Origin of the sequence: Streptococcus sp. KR (assembly GCF_002238115.1) — a bacterium.
GTDB lineage: Bacteria > Bacillota > Bacilli > Lactobacillales > Streptococcaceae > Streptococcus.
In genome coordinates, this window is sequence record NZ_NGVM01000009.1 from 1 (window position 1) to 20646 (window position 20646).

Genomic DNA, 20646 nt, shown 5'->3' on the forward strand with positions numbered 1-20646 from the left:
TAAAGAATCAGTCTCACTATATTTAGTCTCACTAACTTCAGTCTCACTAGGGGCTGAATGTGAGACGGGGGCCGTTTCATTTTCATCCTGCCCTAGTCTTTTTTTAACACTAGGCCTGTTTGAATTAGCTACTGGGGTAGAAGACAATTCCCCTAAATAAATCTTATTAGCAAGTCTCCCTTTCTCACTTGAAGACTGTTGAACTTCATCAATTAAGTCATATTCTTTAAGAATCTTTTTGATGGACAATAATTTTGACTTAGAACAACCTAACAACTTCATCAGTTTAGAATTAGAAAATACTAAATAAACCGCCCCTTCTTCATCTATCCAACCACGACTGAGAGATAATTCTAAACGATCTTTTAAAATAGAATAAGCCACCTTTACTTCTAGTTTCATATCCATATATTTTTCATCCTCAAAAAGAATTTTAGGTAATTTATAATACCGTTCTGAAGTATGGTATTGATTTGCGGTAATTCGTTTCATAGAGCTCCTCCTAGTTCTTTGAGTATTAAATCTCCACTTGATTCCAATCGAACCAAGCCACTTTTTTCTAATTCTGCCATAAGAGAGATGGCTTCAACAATATCAATTCCCATTTCACGTACTAAAAATGAAATGACAATATAGCGTGATGATTGTAATTCTTTTGTCATTTTCCCTCCTGAAAATAAAAAAAGGAGAACAATATTCAATTGTTCTCCACGATAAATTTGTTAAAAAGAAAAACCCTGCCAAATTAATTTTTGGTAGGGTTTTTGGTAGGAAACTAAATTAATTTATCAGTTTCTAAAATGTGTTCACGATTCTAAAAGGCTGATACTATAGTATTCCGAATTCTAATTGGTATATGCCTCTTATTTAAGAGTAACTGAAGCTCCAGCTTCTTCCAATTTAGCTTTGATTTCTTCAGCTTCTGCAGTTGCAACGCCTTCTTTAACAAGTGCTGGTGCACCGTCAACAAGTTCTTTAGCTTCTTTAAGACCAAGACCTGTGATTTCACGTACAACTTTGATAACGCCAACTTTTTTGTCGCCTGCAGATGTCAATTCAACGTCGAATGAATCTTTAGCAGCACCAGCGTCAGCAGCACCAGCTGCAGCAACAGCTACAGGAGCAGCTGCAGTTACACCAAATTCTTCTTCGATAGCTTTTACAAGGTCGTTCAATTCAAGGATTGAAGCTTCTTTAATTTCAGCAATAATGTTTTCAATGTTCAATGCCATTGTTATTTCCTCCAAATATGTTTTAAATTTATAATAGATTTCGTAGCTAGGCTACGCTGCGTAGCTTAAGATTAAGCTGCGTCTTCTTTGTTGTCTGCAACCGCTTTGACTGCAAGAGCAACGTTGCGCACTGGCGCTTGAAGTACAGAAAGGAGCATAGAAAGAAGTCCTTCGCGGTTTGGAAGAGTTGCAAGAGCAAGAATCTCTTCTTTAGATGCGACAGCGCCTTCGATTGCACCACCTTTGATTTCAAGTGCTTCAGCGTCTTTAGCAAAATCGTTCAAGATTTTCGCTGGTGCGATAACATCTTCGTTAGAAAATGCTACTGCAGATGGTCCAACAAATACAGATGCAAGATCTTCAAGACCAGCTTTTTCAGCTGCACGACGCAAGATTGAGTTTTTAATAACTTTATACTCAACTTCGCTTCCACGAAGCTCACGACGAAGAACTGTATCTTGCTCAACTGTCAAACCACGAGCGTCTACAACGACGATAGATGCAGCAGCTTTCATTTTTTCAGCTACTACGTCAACTAGTTCCGCTTTTTTAGCAATAATTGCTTCACTCATTAGTGTGTTCACCTCCGTTATTATTTTGCTTGGGGAAATTTTTCAAAAGAAAAACGCGCCCAAACCTAGACACGAAAGTACAATACGCTTCTTTTTACATGATACGTTTTGTCCTCGGTAGGATATTTATGAGTCGAGCTCCCCTACTGTCTTAGGCAGTTTTTTTAAACCGTATATAAGTATAGCATAGTCAAAAAAAGAATGCAAGATTTTTGCAAACTTTTTTTAAAATTTTTTAGTGATTTTTCTTTTAAAGTTCTACCGTCAAAACTTTGCCTTGCTTGACAACCTGTTGTCCGGCAATATAGACATCATCAACGTCACTGGATTTGACTGCATAAACGAGGTGAGACAGCATATTTTCCTGAGGTTGGAGATGGATTTTTCCCTGTGGTTGAATAACCAGAAAATCTGCTTGCTTGCCAACTTCCAGACTTCCTATCTGTTCTTCCATTCCTAGGACCTTAGCCCCTTCAATTGTCAGCGCCTTGAGAGCTGTTTCGATAGGGAATTGGCTGGCATCTCCGCTCTTCATTTTCTGTAAGAGAGCTGCTGTTCGTCCTTCCTCAAACATATCAAGGTTGTTGTTGGAAGCAACTGAATCTGTCGCAATTCCCACAGCCACTCCTGCTTTTTGAAGTTGGATGATTGGAGCAATTCCTGATGCCAGTTTGAGGTTACTGATAGGATTGTGGGCGATAGCCACTTGAGAAATTACCAAGCGTTCAATTTCTCGCTCGTTTAATTCGACCCCGTGAGCAAAGACAGACGGATGATCTAAGTAACCCAGTTCTTCGAGAAAAGCAAGAGGACGTTTACCGTATCGTTTCAGGATAATTCCTGACTCCTCCTTGGTCTCCGACACATGGATATGGAGAGGAATAGCAAACTCTTTTGCCATATCTAAACTCGCTTGCAGCAAGTCTTGATTACAGCTGTAAGGAGAATGTGGTGCTACCATAACCTTGAAATTTAGATTTTCATATCCTAAAATTTCCTCAATAATTGCTCGTGTTCTGCTTATGGTCTCAGCAGTTGTTTCTGCCCCTGAAGAAAAGAGGGTCGGTGAGAAATAACAACGCATCTTGGAAGTTTTCACTGCCTGATAAATCCGTTCAATATCCACACCATTAGGATTATACATATCGTTGAAGGTTGTTGTTCCTGACTGGAGCATCTCTGTCAGAGCTTCTTTGACCGCCTTGGTAGTCATGTCGGGAGTAAACTCAGCTTCTGCAGGCCAGATATAATCATTGAGCCATTCATGGAGATTACTATCATCTCGAATCCCTCTCAAACCTGTCATAGCAGAATGGGTATGGCAATTGACCAAACCAGGCATGATCCAAGCTCCTTGATAGTCTATAATCTGCTCAGCTTGCTCTAAAATCTCTGACTTCTCTTGACCGACATAGACGATTTGAGAATCCTTAACGGCTAAGATTCCATCTAGATAGACATGGAAATCTTTGTCACAAGTCACGATATTTACATGCTGAAAGACTTTCATTCTAGGCTCCTTTTCTAAAAGACAATTTACAGTGAACAATTTTTCTAGCTATTGTAACAAAAAAGTCACCCGAAGGCAACTTTTTTTGTCCATAAGATTTCAAAGTAGAAAGGCTTATTCAGAGATAAAAGCTGCAGCTTGCTGCATTTGGTAATACTTGCCCTTCTTAGACATAAGGTCATGATGGTTGCCATACTCAACAATATCACCATCCACCAAGACTAGAATCAGATCCGCATCCTGAATGGTTGACAGGCGGTGGGCAATGATAAAGCTTGTACGCCCCTTCATGAGTTTGGCAAAGGCATCCTGAACCAGCACTTCTGTCCGCGTATCGATGGAAGAGGTTGCCTCGTCTAAGATAAGAATCTTTGGAATAGCCAGAAAGACTCGGGCTATGGTCAAGAGCTGAGCCTGACCGACAGAAAGAGATTCTCCAGCATTTTCCAACTTGGTATCATAGCCTTGAGGTAGCTGTTGGATGAAAAAGTCTGCATTGGCTGCTTTGGCAGCAGCAATCACCTGCTCCCGACTGGCTTCAGGATGTCCAAAGGCAATATTATCATGAATGGTCCCTTGCTTGAGCCAAGTTTCCTGTAGCACCATGCCAAATTGTTGACGTAAAGAGGCACGACTATAGTCATAAATGGATTTCCCATCCAGCAAGATATCTCCCGAGTTAATGGGATAAAAACGCATGAGGAGATTGATAAGGGTTGATTTTCCAGCACCTGTCGGACCAACAATAGCCACCTTGCTACCAGCTGGAATATCAATAGATAAATCCTTAATCAAAATCTTTTCAGGATTGTAGCCAAAAGAGACATGTCTAAAAGAAATAGCTCCCTTAACTTGGTCACTGGTCAAGACTTCCTTACCAGTTTCAGTCACCTCAGGACTTTCTAAAACAGCATAGACACGCTCTGCACATGCCAAGGCACTTTGCAACTCGGCCAAAACTGAAGAAATATCGTTAAAGGGCTTAGTATACTGCTGAACATAGTTCAAAAAGGTCACTAAACGACCAACGGTCAGGGTGGAACCCATCATGATACGATAAGCTCCCACTCCAGCTAGAAGGGCATAAATGAGCGCATTGACAAAGCGAGTCGAAGGATTGACCGTTGAAGAATAAAAGATGGCTGACTGAGAATAGCCTGCATAGTTGTCATTAGCTTCATGCAGTCTTTGGATAAACTCTGCCTGAGCATTAAAAGATTGAATAATAGTCTGCTGACTCAACGATTCTTCAATCAACTGAGTCTGAATCCCCCTCGTCTCCGTTTGCTTTTGGAAGAGATGATAGGAGCGTTTGGCAATAAAACGTGAAATCACCATGGAAAGTGGCGTCAACAGCAAGACTAAGAGTGTCATGAGGAGATGAATTTGAAGCATGGCTAGAATACTAACCAAAATCATTAAGACACCAATAAAAAATTGGTTAAAAATCATGATCAAGCCAGCTGCCAGCTGTTCGATGTCCGTGGTTACACGACTGACCATCTCTCCACTTCCTTGCTGATCAACAAAAGCAATCGGTAACCGATGGAGCTTATGGATGATTTGCTCTCGCAAGTCTCTGGTATAAGAGAAAATTAAGCGATTATAAAGAAGAGGATTGACCCACTGCACAAGGGTATTTCCTATGACTACCAAGACCATTTGAATGAAAATCTGCCAAAAAACTGGTGAAGAACCAGCCACAAGGACCTGGTCAATGACCTGTCCAATCAAAATAGGTAGATAAATTGATAAGCCAACCTGGGCAATAGTTCCTAGAAAGGCTAGGAAAAGGAGGAAGGGATGGCTTGCTAAATCCTTAGCCAAACGTGAGAGTGTTTGATTTGCAGTTTGTCGTCTCATACTAGCCCTCCTTTCCATGTTGGGATGCATTGATTTCGCGATAAACTTGACTATATTTCATCAAGTCCTCGTGCTTGCCGATAGCTAGAAGCTCACCTTTTTCCAAGAGGAGAATCTGGTCAGCCATCTGTAAAGTCGATGTTCTTTGAGAAATCAAAATTAAGCTCGTATTTGGCAAATTTTCTCGAATAGCTTTCAAGAGCCTAGACTCGGTAATGGTGTCGAGGGCCGAAGTCGCATCATCTAGGATGAGAAATGGAGCTTGGCGTAAGACTGCTCGAGCGATCGACAGCCTTTGTTTTTGTCCACCTGAGAAATTTCGACCTCCTGTCTCAACTAGAGCATCTAAAAGTCCTTCCTTTTCACTGACAAAATCCTTGGCTTGTGCAATTTCCAAGGCCTGCCAAAGTTCTTGGTCCGTTACTTCGTGATTGAAACCCAGAGTCAAGTTGGAACGAATGCTTCCCTTAAAGAGTTCGACTTTTTGGGGCACATAGGCAATCCAAGACCGCCACTGCTCAAGATTACGAGGACTAGATCCATCTCGATAAGGGTAAATGCTCCCCTTGTCTGCTGGGTAAATTCCAAGTAAGACTTGCACCAAGCTTGATTTACCAGAACCTGTTCCCCCAATGATACCAAGGATTTGCCCTTGAGTCATATCAAAGGAAATGTCTCTCAAAGAAGGCTGGGCCGCATCAGGATAGGTAAAGGTCAGTTCTTGAACTTGTAAAACCTGATCACTGGTAGCTTGCTTTTGTTCTAATTTTGAATGGATATCCTCTGGAGCCTCAGCAAAGACTTCCTCGATTCGCTTAGCTGAAATATAGGACTGGTTGAGAGAATTGATCAGCATGGCTAGCTTGACCAATTCCACCAAGATCTGTAGGAGATAGTTGATAAGGGCAATGAGAGCACCTTGACTGAGCAATCCTCCTTGAATTGAAATATAGCCTTGCCATATAATGAAGAGGAGAGTTCCATTTACAATCAGATAGGTCAGGGGTGTTAATAAACTGGACCAGAAACCTGTCTTTTCTTGTAATCTAGCATAGACTTGGTTAAAAGTTTGAAAAATCTGTAACTCTCGTTTTTCTTGTCCAAAAGCACGAATAACCCGCATTCCTTGTAATTGCTGACGTGTTTCCTGAACCAGTTGATCCGTTTTCTTTCTCAGACTGCTGTAGAGAGGATTGACTAACCGAGAAAGGCCTACAATAACAATGGTCAAAATGACAACCATGACCAAGAACCAAAGAGTCAGCTCAGCTGAGATTCGATAGGCCATAAAAATGGCTCCAAAAACGATAATAGGCGCTCGTAAAAAGAGACGCAGGAATTGATTGATACCAGTCTGAATCTGGTAAGTGTCCGAAGTCAAGCGAGTGACCAAGCTAGAAGTTGTCAAACGGTCTCTGCTGTCCTTGGGCAAGGAAAGAATATGTCGATAGAGGTCGTTTGTCAATTCCTTGGCAAAACCCACCGCAGCCTTGGCTGAGTAGAATTGGGCTATTAAGGCCACTACAACACCAATTACTGCAAAAATAAGGAGCAGTCCAATCTGCATCCAAAGATGACCTTGATCTTTCTGGGGCAAGGATTGGTCAACAATCCCAGCAATCACCATGGGAACCAAGAGCTCAAAAACAGCTTCAAGCAGCTTGAACAAGGGTGCCAAAATTGATTCCTTGATGTAGGGTTTAAAGTAAGATAATAGGTGTTTCATAAATCCCTTCTATTCGTATTCTGGAAATGAAGAAAGTGGGAAGCACCCACCATCTCTGATTTATTTGTTTAAGTATGGAAGTAGATAGGCATATCCTTCCTCTTCCATCTCATCCTTGGCCACAAAGCGCAAGGAAGCCGAATTGATACAGTAACGGAGGCCACCAAACTCACGTGGTCCATCTGTGAAAACATGACCCAAGTGAGCATTTCCTGAGCGAGAACGAACCTCGATTCGCTCCATTCCATGACTCAGGTCCTTGTAATAGTGAATCAACTCTTTGGAAATCGGACGGCTAAAACTTGGCCAACCACATCCTGAGGCAAACTTATCCTTGGCAAAAAAGAGTGGCTCACCTGTCGTGATGTCTACATAAATTCCCTCTTCAAAGGTTTGGTCATAGGCATTGGTAAATGGAGCCTCTGTAGCAGCTTCTTGGGTAACACGATAGGACTCTTCTGATAAGCTTTCTTTTAACACCTCTTGACTAGGCTTTTCATAGTTAGCTGCATCAATCAATGGCTTATCAGCATCGGTCACATCGATATGACAGTAACCTGAAGGATTCTTCTTAAGATAGTCTTGGTGGTAATCTTCAGCCAGAATGTAGTGGCGAAGTTTCTCCACCTCTACTGCAATCTTTCGACCAAGCATGCGCTCCTGCACCACTGTATAGATAGCAGGTAGGTCTGATTCATCCTGATAATAGATCCCAGTTCGATATTGGCGACCACGGTCATTCCCTTGTTGATTGACTGATAATGGATCAATAACACGGAAATAATAAAGTAAAATCTCTCTAAGTGACACTGCCTTCTCATCATAAATCACTTGCACCGTTTCTGCATGGTCTGTTTCCTTGAGCAGCTGATAATTGGTCGTTTCGACTTGTCCATTAGCGTAGCCGACACTGGTTGCCAGCACTCCAGAGATGCGTGAAAAATATTCCTCTAGGCCCCAAAAACAACCACCTGCTAGATAAATTTCTGCCATCTTTATTTCTCCTTTATCAAATTTTTAACTCGAATTCTTTTCAAAAAAAGGATAGGAAGCCCTCTGGTCGAGAGTTTCCCCATCCTATCTTCTATTCTTTATTTTTCTTGGACACGGACACCTTGGGTATCAACTTTCAAGTCATGCAGTTTGCCTTTGAAGGGTTGCTTTTCCAATTCTGCCTTAATCGTTGGCATCTTGTCATGAGAAGCTAAAACCATCACTGTTGGTCCGGCACCAGAGAGATAGGTTGCATAGGCACCATTCTCTTTGGCTACTTGCTTGATCGTCGCAAATTCTCTCACCAAGTCCTGACGGTAACGCTCGTGGAAGAGGTCGCCCTCGATTGCTTGCCCAGCGGTCACCATGTCTCCTGCCAACAAGGCTGCAACCGCCACATTGGCGATAGAACTAGCCGCAACAGCTTCCTTGTAAGACAATTTCTTAGGCAAGACGCCACGGCTGTCTCGAGTACGCAATTCATAGTTTGGAATGTAGGCTAGGAAATCACACTCTGGGAAGTCTGCTACGATAGCAGAAACTTGTCCATCAACAGAGCTTGCAATAACGAGATTACCATAAATGGCTGGAGCCACATTGTCAGGATGGCCTTCAATCTTAGTCGCCAACTGCAATTTTTCATGGTCTGACAAGTTGAGTTGCCCCAGTTGGTTGGCTAGTTCAATCCCAGCAACAATAACCGAGCTAGAAGAACCCAAACCACGCGCCAAGGGAACATCACTGGTCATTTTCAAGCGTCTTGGTTGCAAGTCTGGTACAATTTGTAAAGCAATTTTTAGTAAGAGATTACGCTCGTCATGAGGAATCCATTTGCCAATCTGGTGTTCAATCAACCACTCTTCTCGTTCTTCGCAGACCTCAATTTGAAGATACTTGGTTACAGCTACACCGACCGAGTCAAAACCTGGCCCGATATTGGCACTGGTTGCAGGTACAATAATCTTCATCTTATTCTCCTAGCACCTTGAAGGTATTCAAGAGGTCGAATTCTGAAACCTTCTTCAATTCAGCTGAGACATTTTCAAGCTGGGCTTTATTAATCTTGTGTGTGATGATCACGACACGCGCCTTGTCACCTTCTTTTCCATCTTGAAGGATTTGCTTGAAGGAAATATCTTGGGCATTAAAGATTTCAGCCAACTTCAAGACCTGACCTTTTGAGTCTGGAGCCAAGATTGAGAAGTAGTAGTTTGCTTTGACATCTTCAGGATTTGCCAAGACCATGTCACGGCTGTATTCGTTGAAGTCTTTGCCAATGGTACCATCATTCAGGCGACGAACGATACGGACAATATCCGCCACAACACTTGTTGCAGTTGGTTTTTGACCAGCACCTGGTCCGTAGTACATAGACTCACCAATACCGATAGATTCTACAAAGACAGCGTTCATTACCCCATTTACACTGGCAAGTGGGTGTGCTTTAGGAAGGAAGGTCGGCGTTACTTCTGCAGCAATACCTGAAGGAGTTTCCTCGATAGAACCAACCAATTTCACTACATAGCCAAGATCTTGAGCTACAGCTACGTCTTCTGGTGTGATGTTGCGGATTCCCTTGTGGGCTACATCGTCAAATGCAACCTTCATACCAAAAGCAAATTGGCTCAAAATCACCATCTTGTAAGCTGCATCAATCCCATCAACGTCATTTGTCGGGTCGCTTTCTGCAAATCCAAGTCTTTGTGCTTCAGCAAGAGCATCATCATAAGACCAGCCTTCTTCCACCATCTTGGTCATCATGAAGTTGGAAGTTCCGTTGACCACGCCAAGGACACGAGTGATTTTGTCAGAAGCCAAGGAATTTGCTAAAGTACGAAGAATTGGAATCCCACCAGCTACTGCTGCTTCATAGTAAAGTGCTACCTCGTTAGCTTGAGCGATTTCTAACAATTCTGCGCCATGGACAGCCAAAAGGTCCTTGTTAGCAGTAACAACGTGTTTTCCAGCTTCCAAGGCACGAGTGATAAAGGTTTTAGCAGGTTCGATACGCCCCATCAATTCCACTACAATCGTAATGTCTTGATCTGACAAAATGTCATCCACATTGGTTACAAAGTTAAAGTCATTCCCTGCTGCAAGCAAGCGATTCTTTTCATCTTCATCCTTGACCAATACCTTAGCAACTTCAATCTCTGAATGTGCTGATTGATTGATTTTTTCTCCATTTTCCTTTAGGAGGAAAGGCACACCACTTGCAACGGTACCAAATCCTAGTAAAGCAATTTTAACTGTCATGTTTGTCTCCTCGAAATTTTCTAATATAGCCATTATAACAGAATTTTGTGAAAATTCCTATTATAGTAGATCACTATTTCAATCTAGAAAAGAAAAAACGAATCAGACGATTCGCTCTTCTTAAAATCTAGAAATAGCTTTCCAGAAAGGATTATCCAATCTTTTGTAGATTGAGCACTGCATCGTGATTCATCAAGACTTGACCATACTCCTGCAAGACTGAACGACTGATGTCACTATCGTCTGCAAACTCGCGCATACGAGCCAACAGCCACGCTGGATATGGACTTGGATGATTTTCAATATCCACTAAAATGGTCAAATAATAGCGCTCATTCATCTTGTAGAGTTCAGAAGTTTCCATCTCAAAAGTCACTGTCTGGGCAAAAGCTACCAAGTCAGCCAACTTAGCAAAAGAAAGGATGTAATAGATGTAAGGCTCTTTCTTGCTCTCAGCTTCTTGTTCAGCCTGTTCCTGCTCTTCTTCCTTGGCTTCGACTTGCTCTAGAGATTGAATGGCTTCAATATCGTCCTTGGTTTTGTCTGCGATGCTTTTTTCCAAGGTTTTGATAAATTCATCTGGCGACATTTGAGCCAATTCTTCCATATCTGGTAAATCCGATAAGTCTTCAAAATCTAGATTTTGGTCAATCTTTGATTTGGTTACAAAGACATCTACCTTATCAGGTTTTGGAGTCACACGGAAGCTCAACATACCTGTATCCAAAAAGCTCTCAGGCATCTCTAACTCATCCAAAATAGCATAAAAGAACTCTTCTGTTTTTTCTTGAGGAACGAGAAAGTCAGCAATCTCCATGCCTCGATCCATCAAATCCTCTAAAGACATCGTGATTTTCAAAGTTGTATCACTAATTTGTTTCATTTTCATTGCTAGTAACCTCATACTTTCAGTTCTATCTATTATACTAGATTTTTACGATTTTATCAAAAGAATGAAGCGAGAATATGATATAATACTAGAGACCATTTTACAATACAAGAAAGAAAGTACAATGAAAAATATAAAAGTTAATGCACTGGCTAGCTTGCTAGTCAATGTTCTCAATATCGTTTTTCCGCTGATAACCAATCCTTATCTGACGCGGATTCTCAGCAAATCCAACTACGGTTATTTCAATACCGCCAATACCTGGGCTAGCTTTGTCATTCCTTTAGCCGCCTTTGGAATATACAACTACGGGATTCGAGCTATCAGTAAGGTTAAGGACGATAAAGATAAGATTAATTATGTCTTCTCCAAGTTATTCTATATATCTGTAATTACTTCTGTCCTTACAACAAGTATCTACTTTTTGTTTATTTACCTAGATAATAGTATTGAAAATTTGAAAGAACTCTACTATATACTTGGTGTCCAGGCTCTCTTCCAATTCCTTTATATCGAGTGGATGAACGAGGCTTATGAAAACTATGCCTTCATCCTTTACAAGACATTGATTATTCGGATTGCCATGCTGGTTGCTATCTTTACCTTTGTTAAAACTGCAGATGATATCGTTCCTTATGCCATCGTCATGAGTGCGACAACTATCCTCAACTACCTGCTCAGTTTTCTTTGGATCAAGAGAGAAGTTTCCTTTGTCAAAATTGGTCTCATGGAATTAATCAAAGCATCTAAGCCACTCTTGACCATGTTGCTTCTAGCTAATGCCAATATGCTCTACACCTTACTTGATAGAATGTTTATCACCAAAGGGCCTGATGAAAACTACATTTCTTATTATACCATTGCTTCTAGCATCGTCATGTTGATTGCCAGCGTCCTGAGTGGAGCTATCAACGTCAGTATTCCACGTCTCGGCTACTATCTCGGTAAGAAAGACTACGAATCTTATAAAAATCTTCTAAACCAAGGAGCCGCCCTCTTTTATTTTCTTATCATTCCAACCAGTATTGGGATGATGGTATTAGGAAACTACGCTGCAGTCATCTACTCTTCTGAAAAATACCTTGAAGCTGGTATTGTGACTAGTGTCTTCGCCTTTCGAACTATCATTTGGGCTATTGAGTTGATTCTCGGTAAACAAATTATCTTCATCAACGACCACGAAAATCGTTTAACAGCCTTTTACTTTATTGGTGGCGGAGCTAATATCCTACTCAACAGTCTCTTGTATTTCAATAATATTTTTGCACCAGAGTACTACATTGCTACTACTATTATTGCAGAAACTGTAGTTGTTCTACTGGAAATTTACTTTATCAAGAAGCATCATCTGCTTGACTTAAAAGAAATATTTACTACTTTAACACGCTATACTATTGTATCGCTCGGATTCATTCCAATTTATTTCACTTTTAAATTTCTTTTCCAAATCAACTCTTATACAGTCAACCTCAATATGATACTCATGGTACTCTTGACTGTTGCGACTTGCGGTATCTATTATCTCTTGACGCTATTTCTTACCAAAGATAAAACACTCCACTATGCACTCAATCTTGCACTTGCTAAGATTAAAAGAAATTAAAAGAATCCCCTGCTAATAGACTATTCTACTAGCAGGGGATTTTCTCATTATTCCTTTTCTTTCTTGTCGGAACTACTTGACTCTATAATTGAGTCCTCTTTTTGTTTTTCTGAATTAGAAGAGTTAATTTCTTTATGATTTTCTTGCTTTTCTGCCTTATTAATCTTGTCTGATTTATCAGTTAGAGTAGATGTTTCCTGTTTGTTTGTAGAATGATTTTGCTGCTTATCAACAGTAACTACTTGTCTCCATACACCTTCTTCATTAACTTTATAACCATCAGGTGTGGTAGAATTTTTCAATAAGGAACCATCTGCTTGGAAATAGTACCAATGACCATCAACCTGTTTCCAGCCAGTTTGCATCGCTCCTGTTGAATCAAAGTAATATTGATCACCATTGACTTTTTGAAGGCCAACCAACATAATACCATCTTCAGGATTTAGATAATACCAGACGCCTTTGTCTTTTATCCAACCAGTTTTCATGGCTCCATTTGATTCAAAGTAACGGTAATGATTATCAAACCATTTCCAGCCAGTCTGCATGGCACCAGATGCACTAAAGTAATATTGCTTGCCATCTACTTGATTGAGTCCAACCAACATAGCGCCTTCCTTAGATTCAAGATAATACCACATATCATGATCTTTTAGCCAACCAGTTTGAAGTGCACCAGATGCAGCGTAATAATGCCAGACATCATTTGACCACTGCCAGCCAACTTGCATGTTACCTGAGGATTTAAAGAAATAGGTTTTTCCATCAATCGCTTTAGATCCTACGGCCATGATACCTGTTTCTGGATCCAAATAATACCATGATTCTTTATCTTTCAACCAACCAGTTTTCATAGCACCTGAGTTCGTATAGAAGTACCAGCTATTGTCTTTCCACTTCCAGCCAGTCTGCATGGCACCACTAGCATTCAAATAGTAACGAATACCCTTTATATCTTGTCTGCCAGTTAACATGATGCCATCTTTATCCAGATAATACCATGTTTCCTGATCCTTGACCCAGCCAGTTTTCATAGCTCCAGAACTTGCAAAATAGTTCCAGTGACCATCAACAAAGGCCCAGCCAGTTTGCATGACACCTTCTTGATTAAAGTAGTATGTGCTTCCATTGATATTCTTTTTACCGACAGTCTTTAGACCATCCTCATCATAGAAATACCAAGCTGAATCAATCTTTTGCCAAGTTGAAGGCTTACCTGAAATTTGTAGTACGCCACTTCCGCTAAAGAACATCTTCTTACCATTAAAAACTTGGTGTCCTGTCAGCATCTTACCATCTGCCGCAAAAAGGTATTTTTTCCCTCCAATTTCAGAGAGCTCGCTAAATCGTCTAGCACCATTCGACTGGATATAATACCAAGAGTTATCTAGCTTGAACCATCCACCAGTTTGCATTTTACCATTTTTGTTCAGATAGTAATCATTCCCCTTGGCATTTTCTCCCCAGTCGTCATTAAGGTGAAGCCAGCGGCCTGCTTGCATTTGTCCTTTTCCATTAAAGAAGTAAGTGGCTCCGCCAATCTCTTTCCAGCCGATAGCCATTTCCCCGTCAGACAAACGATATTTCCAATAGCCATCTTCTTGATACCATTTTTCGTCAACTACTGGGATATCAGGGAAGGTATTTGAAACATTAGCAAATCCTTTATCGCTAATATCAAAAACAGTAGCGTCTTGAGTTTGGCTAGCAGCACGAAGAACCTGAATATTTTTCTTCTGAAGGTATTCTCTAGTTGAAGCAACATTAATATCTCCACCAGTTGTCTGAATAATCATTTTTGGTGATAAGTTTTCAAGGAAATTAATCGTATTTGAAATTGTCGCATCATAATGGTGGTTCCATTTCATCATATCAACCTTGCCGATAACTGGACCTAACTTATCTTCTGCTCCTTCGGCATTATCCAAATCTCCACCAAGATAGATTCTCTTTCCTGCCACAGTCACTACTGAAACAATGGAGTTGGAGTTATCATCTCGAACTTTTTTCAGATTCCCATCAGCATCATATTCATTCTTATAGTTGTAGAGCTGGATATCCATATCACCTAATTTTATATGGCTATCCTCATCTGAAATATTCTGGATAAGCGTAACTCCTCGTTTTTGAGCTGCTCTCAAAGCATTATCATAATTGAAAAGATTATCCCATAGACCCCACTTTGCTGTGATTCGATCATCTGAATATTTTTTCAAATAAAACTTACCAACCTGATAACGATTGAGTATTTCGTCTGCTCCACCAATATGATCACTATGAACATGAGTTCCTATGATAAAATCTAATTTTTTAACACCTATTTCATCTAGGTGGCGAATCAATCTATCCTCTAATACTTGATAATTTCTCATAGAAATTCCCCAACGACTTGGATAGCGTGGGTCACTCCCATCAGGAAAATCATAGTCTTCTCCCATATCAATCAAAGCATAGTGACCATTGCTTTCCAGAAGGATGGCGTCACTCCCAGATTTTGCTTTAGTATTTATGAAATGGATACGATTGCCCGAACTGCAGAGATAGTATTTGCATCTACTCCTTGCGATAACTGAATCAGCGCTAGAAAGAATACAAGAAAACTATACCCAACTAATTTTATTAACTGTTTATTTTTCATCTTGAAAACCCCTTTATTTTAAAAGATAAGAAACTTATACTAATCAATCCAATAATTTTTATCTCCTCCTGGCACTTGTTGCTCAATGGGTGGCGGACTCATATAGTTTTCTCCAAATTCGTAGACAAGTAATTCATGGTATTTTCTAGGAACCTTGACCACAATGTTTTCATACGGCATATCAATCAAATCATAGAGCCATTCTTTTTTTATACCATCTGGATAATAGGAATCATAGATAGTACAAGTGAGATCTGTTGCTTGATCCACACTATACTTCAAAGCAAGACTCTCTAATTTTTGGTTCCATATCTGTGGGGAAGTTAAACGAAAAATAGCTGACCCCATATAACGAGGGAGATTTTTAAGTCCACCATTCTCAGACTTAATCCCTTTAAAATTCAAAGAAGAAAGACGAATGAAATATTTGTAGAGCTTCATTTTCTTCTGGTCACTTTCTTGCGTTACGACACCATCATATGGAAAGATGTCAACGCAGGTTCCCAATACGACCGTTTTATCTATAAGATTAGCATCTCGACGTGTCCTCACATCATAGACTCGCATATAACTGTAAGGATACCCCTTTGTTTCTCTGAATGAAATTAATTTGTAGTAGGGATGATTTTCATTTTTTAAAACCTTATACAGTTTTTCAAACTCATCACGCGCTAAGGAAATATCTGTATCATCATCCCAAGGTATAAATCCTTTATGGCGTACAGCTCCTAGTAATGTTCCAAAATCAATAAAATATTTGATATGATGTTGTTCACAAAGATCATGAAGATACTTCAAAATATCTAATTCTACTTGTTTGATTTCTTCAAGAGTTAAAGTTCTTTCAGACATAGGTTTTATTCTCCTAATTTTGACTATATTTTTAAACGTTTCTTAATCCCAATCCAGTTATTTAGACTTTTTAACAATCTTCCACAATTTAAAATCATGATGAGATACTCTTTGTTCAACTGGCGGCAATTGCATATAATCTCCGTAGTCTGAGGTCAAAATTTCATGATATTTTTTCGGAATAGTAAATTTCTTACCTTCAAATGTTCCAGTAGTAACTTGTTCTAGCCATTCGCGTCTCCACACTGGTTTGTTCATATCCTTGTAGATAAGATAATCCACTTCCTCATAATCTGACACTTTACGTGATTTAGCAAGTTCTTCAATTTGTGCAACGTATTTATTTGTATTTGTGAAATAAAAAATAATAACTGAAATATAGCGTATCAGTGAATTCAGAACACTTTTCGTATTGGTGATACCTTTAAATGTATAGCAACTCAATTGACGTTTCTTTATCAGCTTTGTCATCTTGTTCTTGAAATTGGCATCATTCTCGTAGCCATCTACAGGGAAAATATCTACATAAATCCCCATATTTGAATCAATACGAACATCTTCTTCTAGCAAGTAGGTATGGTTATCCTGCACTTTCATGAAGGGATAGACATAGTTGAGATTATTTTTATAAGACATCACTTCGTAACGTTCGTCAGGGTTAACGATAAGGTAGTTTTGCAACTTCTCATAGTCTTCACGTAACATACAGATATCCATATCATCATCCCAAGGAATAAAACCTTTATGACGAACCGCACCGATAAGACTGCCATAAGCTAGGAAATATTTAACACCAATTTTCTGACAAGTTTCATGAATGTATTCCATGATTCCTAGTTCCATCTGTTGAATCTCTCTAATATCAGTTACTTCCTGATAACGAATACCTTCATCACGTTTGCAAACAACTAATCCATAACCAATAATCAACCAAAAGATAATATTAATAAAGTTAGTTGAGTACATAATCTGACTTTCAAATAATTGACCGAACAAGATACCAAAGAAAAGAATCATAATCAACTTTTCAGAGTTCTTTTTAGAAACAATCAAATAAGTCAAAAAGCGCTTAATTATATATCCTAGTAGAAGTAGAAAGGATACTAAACCTAAAATTCCAGAACTAACAAATATCGTTACCAAAATGTTATGAAAATTTCCACCAATAAGAGAATTTTGAATCTCAAATTTACTGAAATATTTTGTGTAATAATCTGGAACATTTCTTACACCATAACCAAAAATTGGTTTCTCACTTCCCATTTTTATAGCATTTTTCCAAATATAAGTTCTACCACTAGGTGTTGTTTCTATTAGATGAAGTTCACCTGTTTTTTTTATAACTGAAGAATCCGTTTCTGCATAAGATTGTCCTTTATTTAAGTCTAATACAGTCGCTTTCCCCGAGGATATGTAAATAGAGGTTACATAACTCAATCCGATATTAGCGGCAGAAACAAGTAAAGCAGAAACAATAAAGATTAGAAATCGCTTAGCTAACTTGCCCCCATTAATAAAGAGACTATAAAACCCAATCATTAAAACTAAAGATAATAAAGCTCCTCTACTTTGCATGGTTGCGAAGTAAACTAATTGAATCACATTATTCAGTTTAAGATAGACAGAATATTTACTTCCTTTATGAATCAAATACATAGCCAAAATAATGCTAATGTATGAAAATATTGCACTAGCATTTGGATTAACAATCCCCCACAGACGTCCATTCATAACACCATAGTAATAAGATTGTTCGCCAATCTTAAATAGGATAAGGACTCTACTTACCAATAAACCAAACGCAAAAATTGCTGAAGAAAAAGATACAATTTGAACCGTATAGGCAATCCAGTCAAATAATTTTTTAAGTTGCCCTGATTCTAACATGGTAAATAATAAAATATAGGTCACCATAAAGAGGATCTCTATCACATTTCCAATCAAATGTCCAGAGCGATTAAAAATAGCTGATAACAGATGACTTCCAGCTAAGAGTCCAAATAAGGATAGAAATTTGCGATCTACTGTGATTTCTTTCCACTTAAACAATAAGGTACAGCAAATATAAAGTACTACAATCGCTGATAATCCCTTGTAGAGGGGATTTGCTATCTTATAAACCAGTGAACTCATACTTAAAATCGAAATAAAAACAAATAGATACGCAATCCATAGTTTTGATTTTTCAAAGTATTCATCCAATTTTGAAAAATTCATTTTCAACTCCTTCTCATGATATTAGTTTTTTAATCCAACAATTTTCTTATATAGCCATGGAGAAATGACAAGTGAAAAGATCGCTACCTTGCGAAAAGTAGTGAAATAAGCATCCTTCCATATTTCGCGTCGATGCTGAACAATCCAAGTCCTCAGCTCGGCTTTCTCCTTTTGATACTCTTCACGTGAAGTAAAGATAATTTTATCGTAAACTGTGATGTACGACCAACATTCTCTATTTATTAATTCGTATTTTAAATTAGGAAAGATTTGTGAAACTTGAGCGATTATTTGCTTATAAACTTCTATCGTATCAAATGCATACCGATTAACAGATGTTGTCGCACTTCCCTCACGATGATCATAATAATAAATCGGTTTGTCAATAAATACGCTACTACATCTTGTCTTTAGTAACAATTCAGTTAAAAATAGGGCATCTTCAGCCAGGTGATAATTTGTATTAAACTTTTCATCCGCAAGCAGGTCTCTCTTAAACAGTTTTGCGACTGGAAAAAATGACGTTCTGGTAGTCATCAGTAGTTCCTTCATGGTTTCTTCTGTTGACCAGAGTTCTGTTTTTCCAGAATGTGGAGGAAGGTCTGTTACAATGCCATTTTTGATATGGTGTAGAGGAGCAATCACAAAACCTACATGTTCTCCCTCAACTGCACTAGCTAAAGTAGCTAGATAATCATTGGTGACGAAATCATCGCTATCAATAAAAGTTATCCAAGCACCTGTCGCTAGCTGAATTCCAAGATTTCTTGCATTAGAAACACCAGCATTTTCGATATGGTAAACCTTGATATTCTCATACTGATTTGCTAAATCATCACAGATCTTTCCACTAGAATCAGTAGACCCATCATTTATTAGGATTAGTTCAAAATTGGTATAAGTCTGATGAAGAATTGACTCCACACATCGTTCCAAATAGGCTTCTACATTGTAGACTGGAACGATAACGCTTATTTTTTCTCCCATCATACTCCGTATTCTCCCTTGTACTCTCTATAACTCTTATCCATGTCTGCTATAATCGCATCATGATGCGGCACCTGCTTATCTGCTGGTGGAGGTGTCATATAATCACCAAAAGCAGTGCTGAGATAGGCATCGTAGCCAACTGGAATGGGCATCTCTGTCTCTTCAAATGGCAAGAAGAGATTATCTTCAAAGGATGCGATTGGGTACTTGTTTCTCATGTAGCCAGGCCCTGAGCATAATTCCGTGATTCCATCACTCTCAGCTAGACCATACTTGGTCATTTCTTTTTCAGCTTTTTTCCAAATGCGATAACGGAGAGATTTTGGAGTCAAACCGAGTAAAATACGGCTTCCCCACTTCATAAGTGCGCCATGTTTTTCTGGAATAGTTTGGGCACAAAACAGAGAATAAATCAAGGCCCAACGAACCTGTTTTTTCCGCTCAGCTGGATTTTTAGGATAATAATCCAAAGGCAAAACATCTAAGGCCAAACCATGTGGCAAATCCAAATCTTGCTGGTAAGGTTTAATGCAGGTAGTTTCCTTGTCACGAATAGTAATAAAAAGATTGCGATCGACAAAATCCTTGTTACTCTTTGACAAGAAATAACGCTCATCTGCATAACGAGGCCATAATTCTGCCAATTTTTCATAATCCTTACGGTGCATAAAAAAATCTAGATCATCATCCCAAGGAATGAAACCCTTGTTTCGAAGGGCACCAATAGCACCTCCACCACAAAGATAACAAAGCAAATCATGTTCTTTACAAAATGCGACGAAATATTCAGCCATTTCCAGACTACGAGCCTGAATCGCTTTCAAATCACTCATGTCTCTCCTCTTCTGTTCAATAACGAGTTATATCGTTTTATTATACCATAAAAAAGCCTTAAAAATCCATCAAACACTAAGAAAAATCAAAGTTCAAACCACTATTTTACTGGTGATTCGAACCTTGATTTTTCCTATATTAGTCTCCTATCTAATTTCCATTGTAGAATATTCATCTCTACACAATCGTATCATAATCTTTTTCTTCCGTCTTCAAAGTCTCAACAACCTTTGTCGAATAAGCTCCTTTCATCATTGTATCGAGTTGGCTAGAAATCATCCCTAGTGCTGTCTTTGTTGCTAGAGCTTCTGTTTTGATCTTAAAGTCACCATCTGACATCAAATTATTACGCTCATTCAATTTGATCGGTGAATAGATATGACTGATTAGTAAACGTTCTAGTCCCTTCTGAATCTCAATCATATTATTGTTCACTCCTGAGAAGAAATCATTAATCATTTCATCAAACAT

Annotated in this window: 17 protein-coding genes, 1 pseudogene and 1 other annotated feature; of the genes and pseudogenes, 1 reads left to right on the top strand and 17 read right to left on the bottom strand. The window is 39.1% G+C overall.

Annotation, left to right across the window (positions count from 1 at the left end):
- The 11 genes from CBI42_RS04800 to mecA form a co-directional block, all read right to left on the bottom strand.
- A partial coding sequence (locus CBI42_RS04800) for a replication initiator protein A (RefSeq protein WP_142294086.1) occupies window positions 1-492 on the bottom strand: 492 nt, incomplete at its 3' end.
- Window positions 489-662: a hypothetical protein gene (locus CBI42_RS04805; RefSeq protein ID WP_000159607.1), complete on the bottom strand. Its 174-nt coding sequence runs from the start codon at window positions 660-662 to the stop codon at window positions 489-491. The genes CBI42_RS04805 and CBI42_RS04800, both read right to left, overlap by 4 nt.
- Before the next feature lie 201 nt (window positions 663-863).
- Complete coding sequence (gene rplL / locus CBI42_RS04810) at window positions 864-1232, bottom strand: 50S ribosomal protein L7/L12 (RefSeq protein ID WP_001196965.1); 369 nt, start codon at window positions 1230-1232, stop codon at window positions 864-866.
- Window positions 1233-1303: 71 nt separating this feature from the next.
- Window positions 1304-1804, bottom strand: coding sequence for a 50S ribosomal protein L10 (gene rplJ, locus CBI42_RS04815; RefSeq protein ID WP_045606104.1), 501 nt, complete (start codon window positions 1802-1804; stop codon window positions 1304-1306).
- Between the two features lie 38 nt (window positions 1805-1842).
- Window positions 1843-1978 (bottom strand) — a sequence feature (ribosomal protein L10 leader region).
- Between the two features lie 76 nt (window positions 1979-2054).
- A complete protein-coding gene (locus CBI42_RS04825) occupies window positions 2055-3314 on the bottom strand; it encodes a TRZ/ATZ family protein (RefSeq protein WP_094753373.1) in 1260 nt (419 codons plus the stop codon).
- Between the two features lie 114 nt (window positions 3315-3428).
- Window positions 3429-5177 (bottom strand): ABC transporter ATP-binding protein, encoded by a 1749-nt coding sequence (locus tag CBI42_RS04830; protein ID WP_094753374.1) that lies wholly within the window; start codon window positions 5175-5177, stop codon window positions 3429-3431.
- Between the two features lies 1 nt (window position 5178).
- Window positions 5179-6903 (bottom strand): ABC transporter ATP-binding protein, encoded by a 1725-nt coding sequence (locus tag CBI42_RS04835; protein ID WP_094753375.1) that lies wholly within the window; start codon window positions 6901-6903, stop codon window positions 5179-5181.
- A gap of 60 nt (window positions 6904-6963) precedes the next feature.
- The gene (gene msrB / locus CBI42_RS04840) at window positions 6964-7896 is read right to left on the bottom strand and encodes a peptide-methionine (R)-S-oxide reductase MsrB (RefSeq protein ID WP_094753376.1); all 933 of its coding nucleotides are present in this window, start codon (window positions 7894-7896) and stop codon (window positions 6964-6966) included.
- A 98-nt stretch (window positions 7897-7994) separates the two neighbouring features.
- Complete coding sequence (thrB, locus tag CBI42_RS04845; protein WP_094753377.1) at window positions 7995-8864, bottom strand: homoserine kinase; 870 nt, start codon at window positions 8862-8864, stop codon at window positions 7995-7997.
- A gap of 1 nt (window position 8865) precedes the next feature.
- A complete protein-coding gene (locus tag CBI42_RS04850; protein WP_094753378.1) occupies window positions 8866-10152 on the bottom strand; it encodes a homoserine dehydrogenase in 1287 nt (428 codons plus the stop codon).
- A gap of 151 nt (window positions 10153-10303) precedes the next feature.
- Window positions 10304-11041: an adaptor protein MecA gene (mecA, locus tag CBI42_RS04855; protein ID WP_094753379.1), complete on the bottom strand. Its 738-nt coding sequence runs from the start codon at window positions 11039-11041 to the stop codon at window positions 10304-10306.
- 124 nt (window positions 11042-11165) lie between these two features.
- Here mecA and CBI42_RS04860 point away from each other — a divergent pair, with 124 nt between their 5' ends.
- Complete coding sequence (locus CBI42_RS04860; protein ID WP_061590072.1) at window positions 11166-12644, top strand: oligosaccharide flippase family protein; 1479 nt, start codon at window positions 11166-11168, stop codon at window positions 12642-12644.
- A 47-nt stretch (window positions 12645-12691) separates the two neighbouring features.
- On the opposite strand, the pseudogene CBI42_RS04865 reads toward CBI42_RS04860, so the two are convergent.
- From CBI42_RS04865 to CBI42_RS04890, 6 genes and pseudogenes are all read right to left on the bottom strand, one after another.
- A pseudogene (locus CBI42_RS04865) lies at window positions 12692-15282 on the bottom strand (MBL fold metallo-hydrolase).
- Window positions 15283-15321: 39 nt separating this feature from the next.
- On the bottom strand, window positions 15322-16134 hold the full coding sequence (locus CBI42_RS04870) for a LicD family protein (protein WP_049487269.1): 813 nt from the start codon (window positions 16132-16134) through the stop codon (window positions 15322-15324).
- Window positions 16135-16191: 57 nt separating this feature from the next.
- Window positions 16192-18351 (bottom strand): LicD family protein, encoded by a 2160-nt coding sequence (locus CBI42_RS04875; protein WP_094753380.1) that lies wholly within the window; start codon window positions 18349-18351, stop codon window positions 16192-16194.
- A 21-nt stretch (window positions 18352-18372) separates the two neighbouring features.
- Complete coding sequence (locus CBI42_RS04880; protein ID WP_049493372.1) at window positions 18373-19341, bottom strand: glycosyltransferase family 2 protein; 969 nt, start codon at window positions 19339-19341, stop codon at window positions 18373-18375.
- A complete protein-coding gene (locus CBI42_RS04885) occupies window positions 19338-20174 on the bottom strand; it encodes a LicD family protein (RefSeq protein WP_094753381.1) in 837 nt (278 codons plus the stop codon). The genes CBI42_RS04880 and CBI42_RS04885 overlap by 4 nt, the downstream gene beginning before the upstream one ends.
- Before the next feature lie 178 nt (window positions 20175-20352).
- Window positions 20353-20646 (bottom strand): hypothetical protein, encoded by a 294-nt coding sequence (locus CBI42_RS04890; RefSeq protein WP_094753382.1) that lies wholly within the window; start codon window positions 20644-20646, stop codon window positions 20353-20355.